Origin of the sequence: Eikenella sp. NML03-A-027, assembly GCF_001648395.1 — a bacterium.
GTDB classification, from domain to species: Bacteria; Pseudomonadota; Gammaproteobacteria; order Burkholderiales; family Neisseriaceae; genus Eikenella; species Eikenella exigua.
In genome coordinates this window covers 142,128-156,603 of record NZ_LXSM01000005.1, presented here as the reverse complement: position 1 = coordinate 156,603, position 14,476 = coordinate 142,128, and the positions used below count along the sequence as shown (strand labels likewise).

Sequence of the window (14,476 nt, the reverse complement as noted above, 5' to 3'; positions counted from 1 at the left end):
TACCGGCCAAGACAAGGCCGTGGAACTGCTGACCCAATCCCTGCACACCGCCGCCGTGTACACCAAAAGGCTGGAAGAGTTTGCCGACAGCTGCCGCGCCAATCCCGCCTTCAAGGCACGCCGCTAGACGGCAGAATTTTAGGCTACCTGAAAGACTGCAGTCTGAAAGCTGAAATAAACCTTATAAACAGTAAATTGGAATTTAACCTGGTGTAAAACCACCAAATTAAAACGTTTCCAGGCAGCCTGGAAACCAGTTGTCAAAGGATTTTTGACAACTCTTAATTCCCCCGAATTCGTGGGTTTTAGGCTACCTGAAACCAGTTGTAAAGTAATCCTTTACAACTGAAACAAGGCTAGCTGAATCGCAAGAAATATCCTGTTTTAAAACAATGGGATATTTTTTAATTGGGTGTAAAAATACCCAATATGCGGCTAGCTGGAAAATCAATGACTTACATTTCTGCCCGCCATTGCGCGGGCTTTTTGTTTGGAGAAAGAAAATGGCATTGCAAGAATTGCCGTGGATTGACGAAGCCCGCAAGCATTTAGGCTTGGCGGAAATCCCGGGTAAGCAACACAACAAAATCATCATCAACTGGCTAATCGCTCTGGGCGCGTGGTGGCGGGACGATGAAACGCCTTGGTGCTCCACTTTTGTAGCGCATTGCTGCCGCACTGCCGGACGAGATTTGCCGAAACACTGGTATCGCGCCAAGGGATGGCTGGAAACCGGCACACGCTTATCGAAGCCGGCCTACGGCTGCATCGTGGTATTCGAGCGGCAGGGCGGCGGGCATGTGGGCTTCGTTATTGGCATTACCAAGGATGGCTGTCTGATTGTTATTGGCGGCAACCAAGGCAACCGCGTGAGCATTGCCAAATTCAGCCGCGACCGCGTGATTGCCTACCTGTGGCCGAACAAGGGCGGTAAACCTGCTTATCCGGTGGCGGAGCGCTATGTGCTGCCGGTGTTGTCCGCCAGTGGTCAAGTCAGCAGGAACGAAGCGTAATTATGGCAGACTGCAGAAAGAGTAAAAAATGTGGATTATGAAATACTGGAAACCACTTGCCCTTGCCGCGCTGTTGGCGGCGGTGGTAGGCGGGGAATATTGGTATGGTAGGCAACGCTACAGCGCGGGCTACCGTGCCGCCGAGACCAAGCTGAAGCAGCAGCAAACCGAGGCGCTGGCGAAACAAACCGGCGCAGTTTTGGAAAAAGAAAGGCAGGCGCAGGCAGAATTGGCCGCCGCGCAGGCCGAAGTGGAAAAGGAAAGAGAAAATGCAAAAATTGCTGTGGATAATCTGCGCGGCGAGCTTGAGCGCGTGCGCGCCTACGCCGCTGCCCGTAGTCGCCCCCTGCCCCAAGCCACCGGCCCCGCCGGCGCGGCTGATGAAGCCGCTGCCCGAGGCTGGCAGTTATTCGGCAACTGCGCGAAAGAATATGCAGGATTGGCAGAAATAGCCGACACCCAGCGCAACGACCTGGCCGAGTGGCAGGCATACGGGCGCGTGGTGGCCGGTACGGCAGATAAGTAAAACCCCGCCGATTTGTGCGTGCCCGGATACAGCGGGCAGAGGCATAGCGGGCGTATTGGGCAGATTATAGCCGATTTGCCGCCGCTTTGCGGCGGTTTCCTCGCCCTCCTTTGTGTGGGCATTATTTTTTAGCAGGCTTGCCCGCAAGCAGGCTTGCTGCTTTGGAGCCTGCAAATGAGTGATGCAACACAACCGATTATTCCGTGGATGGGTGGCAAACGCCGCCTTGCCGACCAATTATTACCGCTATTCCCGCCGCATGAGTGCTATGTGGAGCTGTTCACCGGTGGCGCGGCCTTGTTTTTTATGCGCGAGCAACCGGCAAAAACTGATGTGATTAACGACATCAATGGTGAGCTTGTTAATTTGTATCGGGTGGTGCGCTGTCATTTTGACGAGTTTTGCCGACATTTTGAGTTTATGCTTGGCAGCCGTGAGGATTGGGATTGGTTTCAGGCGATCAATTTAAAAACTTTGACCGATATCCAGCGCGCGGTACGTTTCTTTTTTTTACAGCAACACGCCTTCGGCGGCAAAATTGACGGGCAGAATTTTGGCTATGCCACCACTGGCCGGGCTTTTGATATTGCTATGGTGCACGAAAGACTGGCGGCGGCACACCGACGTTTGTCTGGTGCGTATATTGAGCATGGTGATTGGCTGACTTGTGTGGAGCGATACGACCGGCCGCACACGTTTTTTTATGCCGATCCGCCATATTGGGAGACAACCGGCTATGGCGTGGATTTTGAATGGTCGCAATTTGAGAGACTGGCGGCGGCTATGCGCAATATGAAGGGTAAGTTAATGTTGAGTATCAACGACCACCCGGATATAGCCGCGCTGTTTTCGGAGTTTTGGATGCGGCGGCTGGAGATTAAATACACGGTATCCAACAACACTGATTTAAAAACCAGCGGGGAATTAGTGATTTGCAACTTTACGCCAGTGGAAAAACAAGCAGCATTGTTTTGATTTCAGACTACCTGAAAAAGCTGCCTAAATTTTTGGGCAGCCCCCAATATTAAATCGCTGCTTTTGTTTTTCTTTCAATCTCTGCCAGCGCCGCCTTAGCTAAAAATCCGGAACGGGTATCATGATTTTCGGCGGCATATCTATCCACCTGGGCCAGCAGGTATTCCGGCCAGCTGACGTTAAAGCGGGTTTGCTTGGCGGATAGGTTGCTCTCGTCGATTTCGGCAATGCCCCATGCTATGGCATCGGCATAATCGGCATTGGCTCGTAATTCTTCAATCGAGTGCGTGGTTAAGTCTACTTCTAAATCGTTCTCCAGCATAAATTCAATATGCGCTTTGATGGCTGCCTTGCTGTCCTCAATGGCGGCCTCGATGGTGTCGCCGCAGGGATAACAGCCCGGCACATCCGGCACGACTACGCCGTAAGTGGGATTGTCTGCATCTTTATAGATGGCTAATGCAAATGCTTTCATTTTTTGCTCCTGTTTTTTTGAATTGGTGTAGCAGCTTAGACAATTTTGAGGCGGGTGCGACCGCCCCCTTCGGGGCAGTGCTATTATCTTAGTTTTAGTCCTGATTTCCTTTCTGCATCCTTTATCTGGCCTATCGATAGATTTTTATTTGGGTGGGATATGGTGATTGGGAATTTTTCGCCTGGTTTATAAAATATATGGTGGCTACCGTTTACTCTTTTCAGTTCCCACCCGTCGGCTTTCAGGGCTTTGATGATTTCGTGGCTGTTTTTCATTAAGTGCCTCCTGCTGTCTAAGTGTGTGTATTATTACACACGATAAATTATTTGTCAAGTATTTTATGTGTATTTGTGTGTATTTTACAGATATACCTTTTTCGCATTAGCGATTGCCTCGGCAAAGTCCAGCCTGTCGCCGCGCCGCCGCAAATTGACATAGCGTTGCAGGCTGCCCCACGAATCATGCAGGGTGTATTGCTGGATTTGCGGAATGGTTGCCCCATCCTCAGCTAGTCGTGTTGCTCCCTCATGTCGTAAATCGTGGAAGCGTAGGTCGTGGATGTCCAGCACTTTGCAGGCGCGGGTAAATTGGGCGCTGATGCTGGTGGCTTTGAGCGGCACAAGGCTGCCTGGCCGCTCAGTAATGCGTGCCATCCGTTGCTGCACGTCATCCTGCAGCAGCTCATCGATTACGGATAGTGCGGCCGGACTAACGGCAAAAGCTTTGTCGTTGCCACGGCTGCCATCCGGGTGTTTGATGTCACGGATCATCCACTCACCGGCAGCACGATCAAAATTAGCCAGCATCATGCGGCATATCTCATCTTGGCGGCGGCAGGTGTAAATCGCCAGCCACATAATCAAGTGCATGGGAATCACCGTGCTTTTGATAACGGCATACATCTTGTAAAAATAGTTGGTGAGCCGTTGCAGCTCGTCGCCTGTAGGCAGCCTGCTGCGGCGCGTTGCCTGCGCAATAATCCTACTTCTCCTCAGCCCCTCGAGGGCAAATTCAATTTCCTGCCAGCTAACTTTCAAATTCCACACATAAAACGCATGTTTTAAGACAATGCGGATATACTGTATATCCTGCATGATTGTGGGCGGTTGTACTGGCGGTAATCCCATTTCCGGTATACCGTTATGCCGCTGCTGTGCAAACAAGGCTACCTGATCGCGCGTGATTTTATCCAGCGGCAGCGCAGCAATCGGAAAACCACGTAGAAATAACAGCCCCTGCTTTTTACTGCGCCCAACTGCCGGCAGCTCGGCTAGGTAGCTATCAATGGCTGCGGCAAGTGTCGGCATCCGATTCTTTTTGATGCCAAGTATTAAATCTGGGTTTGCCTCAATCTCAGCTTCGCGCCGCTTGAGCCATTCGGCGGCTAGAGCTTTTTTCGTAAATGTTTTAGACTCGCTATAAGCGGGCGCATCCGCCTTTTTTATGCGGACTTGCGCCCGATACACCACAGCCCCGCTGGGGTTTGTGCGCCTTATGATCGTTCCCATGTTTGCACCATCGGTAAAAAATCAAAAAATGGTGCATTTATGGTACAACAAATAAACGGAAATAAGCAAAAATAAACCGAAATAATCCGAAATGATACAAACCGAAAACCCAGAAAAAGCAAATACAAACAAGCAATATACTGATTATATTGGTACACACCGCCTTTCGATTGCGCCGATGCTGGACTGGACAGACCGGCATTATCGCTACATGGCACGCCAAATCAGCCGCCATGCCTGGCTCTACACCGAAATGATTCATGCCGGCGCCATCATCCATGGCCAGGCCGAGCGTTTTTTAGGCAAAGACGAAAGCGAAAACCCGGTTGCCCTGCAGCTGGGCGGCAGCAACCCGGCCGATTTGGCCAAGGCCGCCGCCATCGCAGCAGGCTGGGGCTATGACGAAATCAACCTCAACTGCGGCTGCCCCAGCCCGCGCGTGCAAAAAGGCGCGTTCGGCGCCTGCTTGATGAACGAAGTGGATTTGGTGGCCGATTGCCTCAACGCCATGCAGGAAGCCGCGCCCGATTGCGCCGTAACCGTGAAACACCGCATCGGCATCGACCGCCAAACCGAATACCAAACCGTATGCGATTTTGTGGGCACGCTCGCAGACAAAACTGCTTGCCGCACCTATATCGTCCACGCCCGCAATGCCTGGCTGGAAGGCCTTTCGCCCAAAGAAAACCGCGACGTACCGCCCTTGAAATACGACTATGTTTACCGCCTCAAACAGGATTTTCCCCAGCTGGAAATCATCATCAACGGCGGCATCAAAACCAATGCCGAAATTGCCGAACACCTGCAACACGTCGACGGCGTGATGATTGGCCGCGAGGCCTATCACAACCCTATGCTGATGCAATCGTGGGACAGGCTGTTTTACGGCGAAAGGCTACCTGAAACCGATTTCGACACCCTGATTCACGCGCTCTACCACTATATGCAGCGCTCGCTCGCTGCCGACCCAGGCCTCACCATCCGCCACATGCTGCGCCACTACCTCGGTCTGCTGCACGGCCGCAACCATGCCCGGGTGTGGCGGCAGATGCTCTCCGATGCCAGCCTGCTGCAAAGCAACCGCCCCGAATTGATTTTGGAAGCATGGGAGAAAGTTTCCGCCGGGGTTTAACTGCATAAAAGGCTACCTGAAAATTCAGGTAGCCTTTTGCTTGGGCGAGTGTTTGAATAGCTGCATGATGCAAAACCGCATGGCTAGGCTGCCGGTTCAGGCTACCTGAAAACTCTATAACGTGGCCTCCGATGGAAGCCGCGTTTTAACTGCGTGGCAGCGGCACTTCGCTGTGCGGAAAATCTGCTGCGTTTTTGGCCTCGCAGAAACTCCGCTTCGCTCCGTTTTAACTCCGTTGAAGCTTACGCTTTAGCTTTGCAGAAACTCAGCCTTGGCTACGCCAAGACATCGTTTTCAGGTAGCCTTTTTAGGACACAAAGCATTGCCTAACCGCTGGTGTTCGCTGTGGCTGCCTCCTGCGTTTCGGTTTGGGTGTCATCCGCGTCTTGCAAGGCTTGGTAGGCGGGGAACAGGAGTTTAGCGATCAGGGAGAGCTGCTGCCAGAGGGTGTGGGCGTGGCGGCTGGCGCTGCTATCGGGACGCAGGGCGGTGAGTTGTTGGCGTAGGGCGCTGTAGGCTACCTGAAATTCGGCTTCGGTCAGGCCGGGCAGCTGTTCGAGCAGGCGGGCGGTTTCGTTAGCGGCCCGGGCGAAGGCGACTTTGAAATCGGGCTCGATTTGGTCGGGGCTGAGGCGGCTGCGGTAGGCGCCGAGGGCGGAGATGTAGCCGTTGACGGCGTAAACGGTTTTGAGCAGGGTGAAGCCGCCGGGCAGTTGGGCGGCATATTTTTTCGGTTCGCCGGACATATCGGAAAGGGTGCTGCTCAGTTGGGCGGCGCGTTCGTGGGCGCGGCGGCGTTCGACGCGGTAGGCGGCATCGTCGCAATGGCCGCCGTATTGGAGCTGGCCGGTGATGCTTTTCAGGTAGCCTGCGTTGCCGGCAAGGGCACGTTGGGCGGTGCGGGCAAGGGAAAGATAGCGCCAGTCGGGCCAGAGCATGGATACGGCCCACCAGGCCAGTGCGCAGCCGACGATGGTATCAAGCAGCCGCCAGGGCAGGGCGTCGGTGCCGTGCAGGCCGGCGATGTTGAGGTTGGTGAGGGCTTGGATGGTGATGAAGAAGGTGGAGTAGCTGTATTTGTTGGTGCGGAAGAAGAAAAACAGGGTGCTGGAAACAGCCACCACTGCCAGCTGGGTGGCAAGCGAGGGGGTGAAATAAGGCAACAGCGAGCCGACGGCCACGCCGGCCATCGTGCCGACCACGCGCTGGATAAGGCGGCTTTTGGTGGCGGAATAGTTGGGCTGGCACACGAATACGGCAGTGAGAAGCACCCAGTAGCCCATGGGCAGCTTGAGGCTTTCCACTAGGGCGATGCAGAGGAACACCACTATGGAAAGCCGCACGGCGTGGCGGAATACGCCGGATTCGAAGCTGAGGTGGCGGCGCAGGATATTGAGATGGCTGCGCCAACTGCCGGCATCTTCGCGCACGATGCGGGTTTGCTCGTTGGCTTCGGTGTAGTCTGCTTGCTCGCCGGCTAGGTGGGTGAGCTGGTAGTTGATGCCGTAGAGGTTGTCGATGAGGCGGCGCAGGCTGCGCGGGCTCTTATCGGCTTGGGCGGCTTGGTGGTGCTGGAGCGAGCGGCGGATGCCTGCGGCCAGTTTGTCTAATTTGGCATTGTCCGGCGCCGTGCTGCCGCGTTGCAGGCTGTGCGCCACGTCGCGGCAGGCCTGCGCCTGCCATTCGATCAGCCGCTGGATGCGGAAGATGAGGTCGCTGTGGCTGAGCTCGGCCACAAAACGGCGGTATTCGCCGATGTAGCTGGAGCTGGCGCGCTCGTGGATGTCTTGCGCGGCAAAGTAGTAGTGCAGCATGCGGGCGGTGCGCGGGTGGCGGTGCTGGCCGCGCATGCGGTAAAACAAGGCGCTGCGCACTTGGTTGAAGGCGGCGATTACTTTGCCGTTTTGCATGGCCAGCGCGATTTGCCGCTGCTCGAGCTGGTCGGGGTCGTCGGGGTCGAAAAATTGGGCTTTGATGTCGAGATAGCCCGCCAGCTCGGTATAGGCGGCGGCCATGCTGTCTTGCACGGGGCGGTGCGGCAAAATAAGATGCAGCAGCAGGGTGTTGCCGCTGTAGAGCAGCGTGCCGCACAAAATAAGCAGGGTGTTGGCATACCAAACCATGCTGTGGTTGATGGTGAGGATGGTGTAGAGCGCCACTACCAGCGTGCCGAAGGAGACGGTGCGGTAGCGCAGGCTGATGGCGCCGGACAGGGTAAACACGAAGGTGAGCAGCGTCATCGCGGGCAGAAACAGCAGCGGCTGGCCGAACGTAAATTGCACGGTGAGCGAGGAAACGCTGAAGGCGGCAATGGTGGAGAGCAGGTTTTGGATGCGGCCGGTGAGGCGGTTGTCTAAATCCACCAGGCCACCGGCAATCACACCGAGCACCAACGGCATACACATCAGCGGCTTCTGCCAATACCACACGGCCAGCACGGCCATGCATACGCTAACCAGCATCGGCAGCGCGGCCAGCACGCGCGCGGAAAGCCATTTGAGCCGAGATGGAATAAGGGGCATGGTGGAATAAATGAGGGATGAGTGGGAAAGGGCTGTATTTTAGCGCAGGGCGGATGATTTGGCTCGACAGAAGGGCTTGGATTTTAACTTCGTTGAAACTCTCGCTTTCAGGTAGCCTGTATGGTTGAGGCTACCTGAAAAACAGATTATCTTGACCGATAGCCCAAGTACTTTTTATTTACGCAGCTCTACCTCATCTTGCGGTATTACACGCTGCTTGCAACTCGTCGCTTGGCAAGAAAAAATAATTACTTTTAGCTATATACGGTGCAATCGTTCCGGCAGCGTGTTAGAATGCGCGCCGGTTTCGGGCTACGCTTTCAGGTAGCCTCAAACCTTTGTTTTATTTCCAACCTGCCCTGCCTGTCTGAAACCCTAACCATGCGCCTGCGCCCGTGCGGGCTTATGCTTAGTGTTTTAGCGGCAGCGGCCTTCTTCTAAAGGAATCTTAATGTTTAACAAACACGTCAAATCCTTCCAATACGGCCAGCACACCGTAACCATCGAAACCGGCGAAATCGCCCGCCAGGCTGCGGGTGCGGTGAAAGTATCCATGGGCGAAACCGTGGTGCTGGTGGCTGTTACTGCTAACAAAGAAGTGAAAGCCGGGCAGGATTTCTTCCCGCTCACCGTGGATTATCTGGAGCGCACCTATGCCGCAGGCAAAATCCCCGGCGGCTTCTTCAAGCGCGAAGGCAAACAGAGCGAAAAAGAAATCCTCACCAGCCGCCTGATCGACCGCCCCATCCGCCCGCTGTTCCCCGAAGGCTTCTTCCACGACATCCAAATCGTGGCCACGGTGGTATCGGTTGATCCGGAAATCGATTCCGACATCCCCGCCATGATTGGCGCTTCCGCCGCGCTGGTATTGAGCGGCGTGCCTTTCGCCGGCCCCATCGGTGCCACCCGCGTGGGCTACCTGAACGGCGAATACGTGCTGAACCCGACCAAAACCCAGCTGGCCAAATCGCAGCTGGATTTGGTGGTGGCCGGCACCGCACAAGCCGTGCTGATGGTGGAGTCCGAAGCCCAAATCCTGCCCGAAGACGTGATGCTCGGCGCCGTGGTATACGGCCATGAGCAGATGCAGGCCGTTATCCGCGCCATCAACGAGCTGGCCGATGCGGTCAACCCCGAAGTGTGGGACTGGAAAGCGCCCGAAACCGATGCCGCCCTGGTGGCCAAAGTGCAGGAAATTGCCGGGCAAACCGTGTCCGAAGCCTTCAAAATCCGCCAAAAACAGGCGCGCACCGCCAAGCTGGACGAAGCCTGGGCTGCCGTGGAAGCCGCGCTGATCACGGAAGACACCGACACGCTCGCCGCCAACCAAATCAAAGGCATTTTCAAACATTTGGAAGCCAATGTAGTGCGCAGCCAGATTCTGGCCGGCCAACCACGCATCGACGGCCGCGACACCCGCACCGTGCGCCCCATCAACATCCAAACCGGCGTGCTGCCGCGCACCCACGGTTCCGCCCTCTTCACACGCGGCGAAACCCAAGCCCTGGCCGTGGCCACCCTCGGCACCCAGCGCGACGAGCAAATCATTGATGCCTTGAGCGGCGAATACACCGACCGCTTCATGCTGCACTACAACTTCCCGCCCTATTCCACCGGCGAATGCGGCCGCATGGGTGCGCCCAAACGCCGCGAAATTGGCCACGGCCGCCTGGCCAAACGTGCCCTGCTCGGCGTGCTGCCCTCACCCGAAGAATTCAGCTACACCATGCGTGTGGTATCTGAAATTACCGAGTCCAACGGCTCTTCTTCCATGGCTTCCGTGTGCGGCGGCTGTTTGAGCCTGCTCTCCGCCGGTGTGCCGCTCAAAGCCCATGTGGCCGGTATCGCCATGGGCTTGATTCTGGAAGGCAACAAATTCGCCGTGCTCACCGACATCTTGGGCGACGAAGACCACCTCGGCGACATGGACTTCAAAGTGGCCGGTACCACCGAAGGCGTTACCGCCCTGCAGATGGACATCAAAATCCAAGGCATCACCAAAGAAATCATGCAGATTGCCCTGGCACAGGCCAAAGAAGCCCGCCTGCACATCCTCGAGCAGATGAAAGCCGCCGTGGCCGGCCCACAGGAGCTCTCGCAGCACGCGCCGCGCCTCTTCACCATGAAGATTAACCAAGACAAAATCCGCGACGTTATCGGCAAAGGCGGCGAAACCATCCGCGCCCTTACCGCCGAAACCGGCACCGAAATCAACATTGAAGACGACGGCACCATCACCATCGCCGCCGTGAATGTGGAAGCCGTGGAAGCCGCCCGCAAACGCATCGAAGAAATCACTGCCGAAGTGGAAGTGGGCCAGGTGTACAACGGCGTGGTGATTAAGATTTTGGACAACAACGTCGGCGCCATCGTATCCGTGATGCCCGGCAAAGACGGCCTGGTGCACATCAGCCAAATCGCCCACGAGCGCGTGAAAGACGTGAACGACTACCTCAAAGTCGGCCAAAACGTGCGCGTGAAAGCGCTGGAAGTGGACGACCGCGGTCGCGTTCGCCTTTCCATGAAAGCCCTGCTGGATCAAACCCGCGAGCAATAAGCGCAGGCTGCCCAGGGTCTGTCGGCATTCAATAGTTTCCGTGTCTTTTTGCCCCCAAGCCAGCATCTTCCACGTTGGAAATCCTCGCAAGGTATCCAACCTTGCTGCAGTTTCCGCCTTGAATCTGCCGCCTTGGGAGCAAAAATCTATTTGGAAAATTAAATGTCAACAGACCCTAGAGAAAGCAAAGGCTACCTGAAAACTTTTCAGGTAGCCTTTATTTGAAACTACAGAGAAGTGCTTTCATAAGCGAATTAAAATAAGAATGGGACGAGGCGACTGGCTGCAGACGAGGCCTATGTACGGCCAGGCAACGCAGCAGCATTCTTATTTCAATCACGATAATGATAGGAGAAGCCCATGCCCAACCGCCCCACTTTCAAAGAAGCCGACAGCATCGACCACCACATCCTCAAGCTCTTGCAGGAAAATGCCCGCCTGAGCATGACCGAGCTGGCCGAACGCGTCGGCCTGTCCGCCACCCCCGTAACCGAACGCGTACGCCGCTTGGAGCGCGACGGCTACATCAGCGGCTACCACGCCCGCCTCAACCCCGCCCGCTTGGGCTACGGCTTGCTGGTATTTGTGGAAATCAAACTGCATTCTAAATCCGGCGATATTTTTGAAGAATTCCGCCGCGAAGTGCTGAAAATCCCGCAAATCCTCGAATGCCACCTCGTGTCCGGCGAGTACGACTACCTCATCAAAGTGCGACTGCAAAATATGTCCGCCTACCGCGATATGCTCGGCAAAATCCTGCTGCAACTGCCCTCCGCCGTGGAAAGCCGCAGCTATGTGGTGATGGAGGAAGTAAAGGAAAACGGGCCGCTGGCCTTGGAAGATTGGGAAGGGTAAACCAAAGGCTACCTGAAAGCGTAAGCTTCAACGGAGTTAAAACGTAGCGCAGCGAAGTTTCTGCGTAGCTAAAATTTCAGGTAGCCTTTTTGAATGTCCGGGCCGGGGTGAAATGCCGGTAGGCACGGATAGGGAATCTGTGCGGACTTGGCATTCACGCCGATATTTAGGAGGGAATACGCGGCGGCACGGCAACGCAGCCCTGCGGCTAGGGTAGGGTGGTATTGGCATCCTGCCGTTTTGCCGTCCTATTTTGGCGAAATTCACTGCGTTCGTTTTCACTCCGTTGGCACAGCGGGCATCGTTTTAACTGCGTTGAAGCTTACGCTTTCAGGTAGCCTGTATTGCGGCTGCGGCTAGGGCGTTTTGTCCATCCGTTATCCCTTCCGCCAGCACCACGCCTGCGGCGGCTAGGCGCGGCCAGTCGAAGAAGTGGCCGGGGTCGCTTTTGCGGCCGGGGGCGATGTGTTGGTGGCCGGTTACGGCTTCGATGGGGTAGTACGCCGCCATGCTGTGCAGCAGCGGAATCAGGGCTTGGTATTGCGCCTCGGTGAAAGGTTCGAAATCGCAGCCTTCCAGTTCGATGCCGAGCGAAAAGGCGTTGCAGCCGCTGCGGCCGCGATATTGTGACACGCCGGCGTGGTGCGCCGCGTCGTTGCCCGACACAAACTGCACCACCTGCCCGCTGCGTTCAATTAGAAAATGGCTGGACACGCGCAAATCCACCAGCTGCGGGAAGAAGGGGTGCGCCTGTGGGTTGATGCGGTTGGTGAACAAATCGCGGATGGCGCTGCCGCCGTATTCGAAGGGCGGCAGGGAGATGTTGTGCAGCACCACCAGCGAAACGGTTTCGCCGGCGGGGCGGGGCGAGAAGTTGGGCGAAGGGCAATGCACCGCGCCCTGCCACCAGCCGTTGTGCCAAGTTGTGGTCATGATGGGGTTCCGAAGGGGAGAGAAGGGGATTATAGCGGGTTGGCGGGGAAGGCTACCTGAAAAATGTGTTGGTATGTGCAGGTATGGCGGATTGACTGAATGTCCGATATGGCGTTGGCTCGCCTTGCTGTATGTGTGAACGGCATTCGGTTCGCCAGCCTGCATTTTGATTGGCCGCAAACACAACAGAGGGCAGTATTCGCCCGCAGCAAAGAAAAAGGCTACCTGAAAATGCCCGCTTGGCTTTCAGGTAGCCTTCTCTTTGGCTGTTATGGCTGTTTGTTGCCCATCTGCTGCCGGTAGCGTTGGATCAGGGCGGCGGTGGAGGCGTCGTGCCCGGCGGGTTCGGCGCCTTGCAGTTCGGGCAGGATGGTTTGGGCGAGTTCTTTGCCGTATTCCACGCCCCATTGGTCGAAGGAATTAATGCCCCACACGGCACCTTGCATGAAGACTTTATGTTCGTACATGGCGAGAATCAGGCCGAGGGTGTAGGGCGTGATGCGTTCGACGAGGATGGTGTTGCTGGGGCGGTTGCCGAGGAAGCTGCGCTGGCTGGCAAGGGCGGCTTGTTCGCTTTCAGGTAGCCCTTTCCCGGCTGTTTCGGCGCGGGCTTCGGCTTCGCTTTTGCCGCGCATGAGGGCTTCGGCTTGGGCGAAGGCGTTGGCCACGAGCCGGAGGTGGCGGCCGTCGTCTGCCCCTTCGCCGTTGAGGGGGGCGATGAAATCGACGGGAATCACCTGCGTGCCTTGGTGGATAAGCTGGAAGAAGGCGTGCTGGCAGTTGACGCCGGCTTCGCCCCAAATGGCGGCGCCGGTGGCGAAATCCACGGGCTTGCCGTGGCGGTTGCAGCTTTTGCCGTTGCTTTCCATATCGAGCTGCTGGAGGTGGGCAGGCAGGCGGCGCAGGCCGTGGCTGTAGGGGATAACGATATGGCTGGTGCTGCCGCAGAAGTTTTGCTGCCAGATGCCGATGAGGGCGAGCAGGGCGGGGATGTTGCGCCGCCACGGGGCGTGCAGGAAGTGCTCGTCCATATCGTACCCGCCGCGCAGAAATTCGTGGAAATGTTCGCGGCCAATGGCGCACATCACGGGCAGGCCGATGGCCGACCACACGGAATAGCGCCCGCCCACCCAGTCGAACATGCCGAACACGTTTTGCGGGGCGATGCCGAATTCGGCAGCGGCTTCCACATTGGCCGATACGGCGGCGAAGTGCCGGGCGATGTCGGCTTCGCTGCGGCCGGATTGCAGAAACCAGCGGCGCGCGGCTTGGGCGTTGAGCAGGGTTTCGGGGGTGCGGAAGGATTTGCTGGCCACGATAAACAGCGTGGTTTCGGGCGCTACGCGGCGCAGGATGCCGTCTAAATCGGCACTGTCGAGATTGGCGGCGAAGTGTACGTTTAGGTTTTGCCGATAGGGCGCAAGGGCTTGCGCCACCATGCGCGGGCCCAAATCCGAACCGCCGATGCCGATGTTCACCACGTCGCGGATAGGCAATCCAGTGCAGCCCGTGTGCGTGCCGTTTTGTAGGCGTTCGGCGAAATCGAGGGCGCGGTTTAGTTCGGCGTGTACCTGCGGCACGATATTGATATCGTCCACATACACGGGGGCGGCATTTTCAGGTAGCCTCAGGGCGGTGTGCAGCACGGCGCGGTGTTCGCTCAGATTGATTTTCCCGCCGGCATACATTTGGCGGCGCAGTTCGGCCGCGCCGGATTCGTCGGCCAAGCGGCAGAGCAAATCCAAGGTGTCTTCGCCGATGAGGTTTTTGCTGTAGTCGAGCAGGAGGCCGTTGAGTTCGGCGTGCATGCGCTCGAAACGGTTCGGCTCGGCGGCGAAGCGCTCGCGCAGGTGGAGGTGCGCAGTGGCGCGGCGGTGTTCGGCCAGGGCTTGCCAGGCGGGGAGGGAGGTGGGGAGCATGGTGGGATTAGCGTGTGGGAAGGGGTGTTTAGATCGGATTGTGGAGTGTTTTCTGGAAGTA

Annotated in this window: 12 protein-coding genes; 6 read left to right on the top strand and 6 right to left on the bottom strand. The window is 56.6% G+C overall.

The features are described from left to right. Positions 1 to 503: 503 nt before the first annotated feature. From A7P96_RS02725 to A7P96_RS02715, 3 genes are all read left to right on the top strand, one after another. Entirely contained in the window at positions 504 to 1,013 is a 510-nt protein-coding gene (locus tag A7P96_RS02725) for a TIGR02594 family protein (protein ID WP_067439742.1), read from the top strand. A gap of 28 nt (positions 1,014 to 1,041) precedes the next feature. After that, entirely contained in the window at positions 1,042 to 1,539 is a 498-nt protein-coding gene (locus A7P96_RS02720) for a lysis system i-spanin subunit Rz (RefSeq protein ID WP_067524558.1), read from the top strand. Between the two features lie 174 nt (positions 1,540 to 1,713). Beyond that, positions 1,714 to 2,514 carry a DNA adenine methylase gene (locus A7P96_RS02715; RefSeq protein ID WP_067439747.1) on the top strand — a complete coding sequence of 267 codons (801 nt, stop codon included), beginning with the start codon at positions 1,714 to 1,716 and terminating at the stop codon, positions 2,512 to 2,514. Positions 2,515 to 2,563: 49 nt separating this feature from the next. On the opposite strand, the gene A7P96_RS02710 is transcribed toward A7P96_RS02715, so the two are convergent. From A7P96_RS02710 to xerC, 3 genes are all read right to left on the bottom strand, one after another. Further along, positions 2,564 to 2,989 (bottom strand): type II toxin-antitoxin system HicB family antitoxin, encoded by a 426-nt coding sequence (locus A7P96_RS02710; protein WP_067439751.1) that lies wholly within the window; start codon positions 2,987 to 2,989, stop codon positions 2,564 to 2,566. An 83-nt stretch (positions 2,990 to 3,072) separates the two neighbouring features. After that, the gene (locus A7P96_RS02705) at positions 3,073 to 3,264 is read right to left on the bottom strand and encodes a type II toxin-antitoxin system HicA family toxin (protein ID WP_067439754.1); all 192 of its coding nucleotides are present in this window, start codon (positions 3,262 to 3,264) and stop codon (positions 3,073 to 3,075) included. 84 nt (positions 3,265 to 3,348) lie between these two features. Next, on the bottom strand, positions 3,349 to 4,296 hold the full coding sequence (gene xerC / locus A7P96_RS02700) for a tyrosine-type recombinase/integrase (RefSeq protein ID WP_346265216.1): 948 nt from the start codon (positions 4,294 to 4,296) through the stop codon (positions 3,349 to 3,351). Between the two features lie 379 nt (positions 4,297 to 4,675). Between xerC and dusA the strand changes: the two genes are divergently transcribed. Then, positions 4,676 to 5,629, top strand: a complete 954-nt coding sequence (gene dusA, locus A7P96_RS02695; protein ID WP_067524572.1) for a tRNA dihydrouridine(20/20a) synthase DusA — start codon at positions 4,676 to 4,678, stop codon at positions 5,627 to 5,629. 326 nt (positions 5,630 to 5,955) lie between these two features. Here dusA and yccS read toward each other — a convergent pair whose 3' ends face one another. Beyond that, complete coding sequence (yccS, locus tag A7P96_RS02690) at positions 5,956 to 8,151, bottom strand: YccS family putative transporter (protein WP_067524555.1); 2,196 nt, start codon at positions 8,149 to 8,151, stop codon at positions 5,956 to 5,958. A 451-nt stretch (positions 8,152 to 8,602) separates the two neighbouring features. Between yccS and pnp the strand changes: the two genes are divergently transcribed. Both pnp and A7P96_RS02680 read left to right on the top strand, forming a co-directional pair. After that, complete coding sequence (gene pnp / locus A7P96_RS02685; protein ID WP_067524553.1) at positions 8,603 to 10,708, top strand: polyribonucleotide nucleotidyltransferase; 2,106 nt, start codon at positions 8,603 to 8,605, stop codon at positions 10,706 to 10,708. A gap of 360 nt (positions 10,709 to 11,068) precedes the next feature. After that, on the top strand, positions 11,069 to 11,563 hold the full coding sequence (locus A7P96_RS02680; RefSeq protein ID WP_067448929.1) for a winged helix-turn-helix transcriptional regulator: 495 nt from the start codon (positions 11,069 to 11,071) through the stop codon (positions 11,561 to 11,563). A 330-nt stretch (positions 11,564 to 11,893) separates the two neighbouring features. Here the strand turns inward: A7P96_RS02680 and ampD are convergent, their stop codons facing one another. After that, a complete protein-coding gene (gene ampD / locus A7P96_RS02675; RefSeq protein WP_067524551.1) occupies positions 11,894 to 12,496 on the bottom strand; it encodes a 1,6-anhydro-N-acetylmuramyl-L-alanine amidase AmpD in 603 nt (200 codons plus the stop codon). Positions 12,497 to 12,765: 269 nt separating this feature from the next. After that, complete coding sequence (pgi, locus tag A7P96_RS02670) at positions 12,766 to 14,415, bottom strand: glucose-6-phosphate isomerase (protein WP_067524549.1); 1,650 nt, start codon at positions 14,413 to 14,415, stop codon at positions 12,766 to 12,768. Between the last annotated feature and the right edge of the window lie 61 nt (positions 14,416 to 14,476).

Excerpts from the sequence above, each read along its gene's own strand:
- A7P96_RS02725 (WP_067439742.1), top strand. The coding sequence starts at position 504 with ATGGCATTGCAAGAATTGCCGTGGATTGACGAAGCCCGCAAGCATTTA.
- A7P96_RS02720 (WP_067524558.1), top strand. The coding sequence starts at position 1,042 with ATGTGGATTATGAAATACTGGAAACCACTTGCCCTTGCCGCGCTGTTG.
- A7P96_RS02715 (WP_067439747.1), top strand. The coding sequence starts at position 1,714 with ATGAGTGATGCAACACAACCGATTATTCCGTGGATGGGTGGCAAACGC.
- A7P96_RS02710 (WP_067439751.1), bottom strand. The coding sequence starts at position 2,989 with ATGAAAGCATTTGCATTAGCCATCTATAAAGATGCAGACAATCCCACT.
- A7P96_RS02705 (WP_067439754.1), bottom strand. The coding sequence starts at position 3,264 with ATGAAAAACAGCCACGAAATCATCAAAGCCCTGAAAGCCGACGGGTGG.
- xerC (WP_346265216.1), bottom strand. The coding sequence starts at position 4,296 with ATGCCGACACTTGCCGCAGCCATTGATAGCTACCTAGCCGAGCTGCCG.
- dusA (WP_067524572.1), top strand. The coding sequence starts at position 4,676 with ATGCTGGACTGGACAGACCGGCATTATCGCTACATGGCACGCCAAATC.
- yccS (WP_067524555.1), bottom strand. The coding sequence starts at position 8,151 with ATGCCCCTTATTCCATCTCGGCTCAAATGGCTTTCCGCGCGCGTGCTG.
- pnp (WP_067524553.1), top strand. The coding sequence starts at position 8,603 with ATGTTTAACAAACACGTCAAATCCTTCCAATACGGCCAGCACACCGTA.
- A7P96_RS02680 (WP_067448929.1), top strand. The coding sequence starts at position 11,069 with ATGCCCAACCGCCCCACTTTCAAAGAAGCCGACAGCATCGACCACCAC.
- ampD (WP_067524551.1), bottom strand. The coding sequence starts at position 12,496 with ATGACCACAACTTGGCACAACGGCTGGTGGCAGGGCGCGGTGCATTGC.
- pgi (WP_067524549.1), bottom strand. The coding sequence starts at position 14,415 with ATGCTCCCCACCTCCCTCCCCGCCTGGCAAGCCCTGGCCGAACACCGC.